4 protein-coding genes are annotated in these 2,517 nt (G+C 65.2%); 1 reads left to right on the top strand and 3 read right to left on the bottom strand.

Annotation, left to right across the window (positions count from 1 at the left end; all coding sequences use genetic code 11):
- On the bottom strand, positions 1-352 hold a 352-nt coding region (locus WA965_RS08260), incomplete at its 3' end, for an SCO6745 family protein (protein WP_526447348.1).
- Positions 353-415: 63 nt separating this feature from the next.
- Positions 416-1,129, bottom strand: a complete 714-nt coding sequence (locus WA965_RS08255; RefSeq protein ID WP_526299468.1) for a FadR/GntR family transcriptional regulator — start codon at positions 1,127-1,129, stop codon at positions 416-418.
- A gap of 124 nt (positions 1,130-1,253) precedes the next feature.
- On the opposite strand from WA965_RS08255, the gene WA965_RS08250 reads away from it, so the two are divergent.
- Positions 1,254-1,751 (top strand): gluconokinase, encoded by a 498-nt coding sequence (locus WA965_RS08250; protein WP_526299466.1) that lies wholly within the window; start codon positions 1,254-1,256, stop codon positions 1,749-1,751.
- Between the two features lie 49 nt (positions 1,752-1,800).
- Here the strand turns inward: WA965_RS08250 and WA965_RS08245 are convergent, their stop codons facing one another.
- A complete protein-coding gene (locus WA965_RS08245; RefSeq protein ID WP_526299464.1) occupies positions 1,801-2,304 on the bottom strand; it encodes an RDD family protein in 504 nt (167 codons plus the stop codon).
- Positions 2,305-2,517 lie beyond the last annotated feature (213 nt).

Here is a 2,517-nt window from a genome sequence, read left to right as displayed (position 1 = left end):
CAGCCAGGTCGGCCGCATCGGCTGCCCCGTCGTCGGTCACCCCGTACCGGCGTAACGCCGCGATGGCCGACCGCTGCCGGGCCCGCAGGGCATCGGCCGGTGCGGTGGAATCCCATGCTGCAGGAAGTGCTTTGGCCACCCGGTGTGGAGCGAAGTTGTAGAAGGCCGCCGTGACGACCTCCGCCGGCACCACCCCGAACGGGGCCGAGCGAGCCGCGAAATACCCCATCCAGAACCCGCGATAACCCAGGCCGTCGAGTTCCGCTCTGGCTTCGGGGGCGAAGTACGTGACGGCGTGGACCGGTTCGATGCGATCGAACAGACGCCGGGCGAGGATGGGTTTTCTGTCCACTGCGGCAGTCAATCATGCGTGACGGAGGGGCCGAGATCCCCCGGAGGACAAGATCGACCGCCGCTACGATTCCGGGGCTTCCTCGGCGACCGCCGATGCCGCTTCGTCGATGATGGCCCGCATTGCCTTTTCCGCTGCGGACTCGTCCTTCATCCGAATGGCCCGCGCGACCTCGTCGTGGAGTTCGATGGCCACGGGATTCGGTATGTCGGGCATCATTCCGTGGTGGGTGCGGCCGCTGAGGACCTCCGACACCACTCCGTTGAGCGCGCGGAACATCTCGTTGCCGCTCGCCTCCAGAAGGGTCCGGTGGAAGGTCTTGTCGGCGAGCAGATACGCCTCGAGGTCTCCCGAGCGGCCGTGCACGACCATGTCCGACACCGCGGCGGCCATGGTCCGGCATTGGTGCGGGTCGGCGCGTCGGGCCGCCAGCGCAGCGGCAGCGGGCTCGAATCCCTTGCGGAGTTCGGAAAGGGACAGCAGTTGAACGGCGCGGTCTCCGGATTCCAGCCGCCAGCGAATCAGCCTGGGATCGAACACATTCCATTTGTGGGACGGCTGGATGGTGATACCCACGCGGCGCCGGGACTCGATCATGCCCATCGACTCGAGCACCCGTATCGCTTCGCGGGCGACACTTCGCGACATTTTGTGCTCGGCGCTGACACTGTCGAGTGTGATGACCTGCCCAGGTGGGTAGACCCCGGACACGATGGCAGTGCCCAGTGCGGTCAGCAGGCTGTTGTGCAAGGCGCTGCCGTGAGGTTCCGGGTGCACGCTTTACATGTTGTCATAACGTTTGCTGCGCAAAATAAGACAGACGATTTCGTGATCTGCTTGCAATAATCTGACTTTTGCGGCACCCTGTGTGATGTCAGACACAATAGAGTAGGTGGTGAAAGTGGCGTCACCCATCGTGGTCATGGGAGTCTCCGGCTCAGGAAAGTCAACCGTGGGCGCAGCCCTCGCGCAGCGGTTGCGGGTCCCGTTCGCCGATGCGGACGACTTTCACCCGCCGGCCAACATCGAGAAGATGTCCGCTGGTGAAGCGCTCAACGACGACGACCGATATCCGTGGCTCGAGGCCATCGGCCACTGGCTCGCCGAAAGGTGCGCCGACGGAGGTGTGATGAGCTGCTCGGCACTCAAGCGTGCCTATCGGGAGCAACTGCGCCATCACTGCTCGGAAGTGGAGTTTCTCCACCTCGACGGGACACCCGAGGTGATCGGGAGACGGCAGGCCAGCCGCCCCGGGCATTTCATGCCCGCCTCGCTGCTCGTCTCGCAGTTCGAGACCCTGGAACCGCTGGGGGACGACGAGCGTGGTGTGCGCATCGACGTCGACCAGAGCATCGATGCCATCGTGGCCGGTTACGTCGAGGGCACCGAAACCACGTGAACCCTGCACGGCGGTTCCGCCGTGCAGGATTCCGGCAGTGTCGGGCTGATCAGCCTTTGACCACCTGGGTGCCGCCGGCGAGCTCGTCGTGTTTGCCCTGCTTGGTGGGGCTGCCGTTGATCGTCACCGCGATCAGGACGATGGCCACGACACCCAGCAGACCGCCGATGATCGGAATGATCGGCAACAGAGTCCACGAGTTGCGGATCGCAGACTGCTTGACGTCCGGCTTCGCCGCTCCCGCCGGACCGCGAACGCTCAGGCCGAGCAGCTTCTTACCGGGCGTCCAACCCTGCGAGACCTCGAAAGCCACGTAGTACACGAAGGACAGCACGCCGGTGAACAAGCCGGTGACCATGATGTTGTCCGCCGTGCCCATCGCGAACACGATGATGCCGCCGACGATGCCGACGATCAGACCGTCGATGATGCGTGCGGCAAAACGCAGTCCGAGACCGCCTGGTTGGAAGCCGCCGCCGGGCGGTGGATACGAACCCGGATACCCGTACTGACCGGGCTGCTGCGGGGGTGGGGGCGGGTAATCGCTCGTCATGGTGTGTCCGCTCTCTGTGCGAAGTCGGCGATGCGACCTCACCGTACCGAGCGGCCCGCCGTCGCGGGGGGGATATCAACGGGAGCGAGCGAAACCCCGGCGGGGTTCAGCGCCGGCGATGCTTCTTCTTGACCTCGGTCTCCGCGGTGTCGGCGAGAGCGGCGGCGCGTTCACGTGCCAACTCCGCGCGATCGCGAGCCAACTCTGCCCATT

Origin of the sequence: Mycobacterium sp. (assembly GCF_049683935.1) — a bacterium.
Lineage (GTDB): Bacteria > Actinomycetota > Actinomycetes > Mycobacteriales > Mycobacteriaceae > Mycobacterium.
Note: the sequence above shows the minus strand (reverse complement) of the source record. Positions and strands in the feature narration are given on the sequence as shown.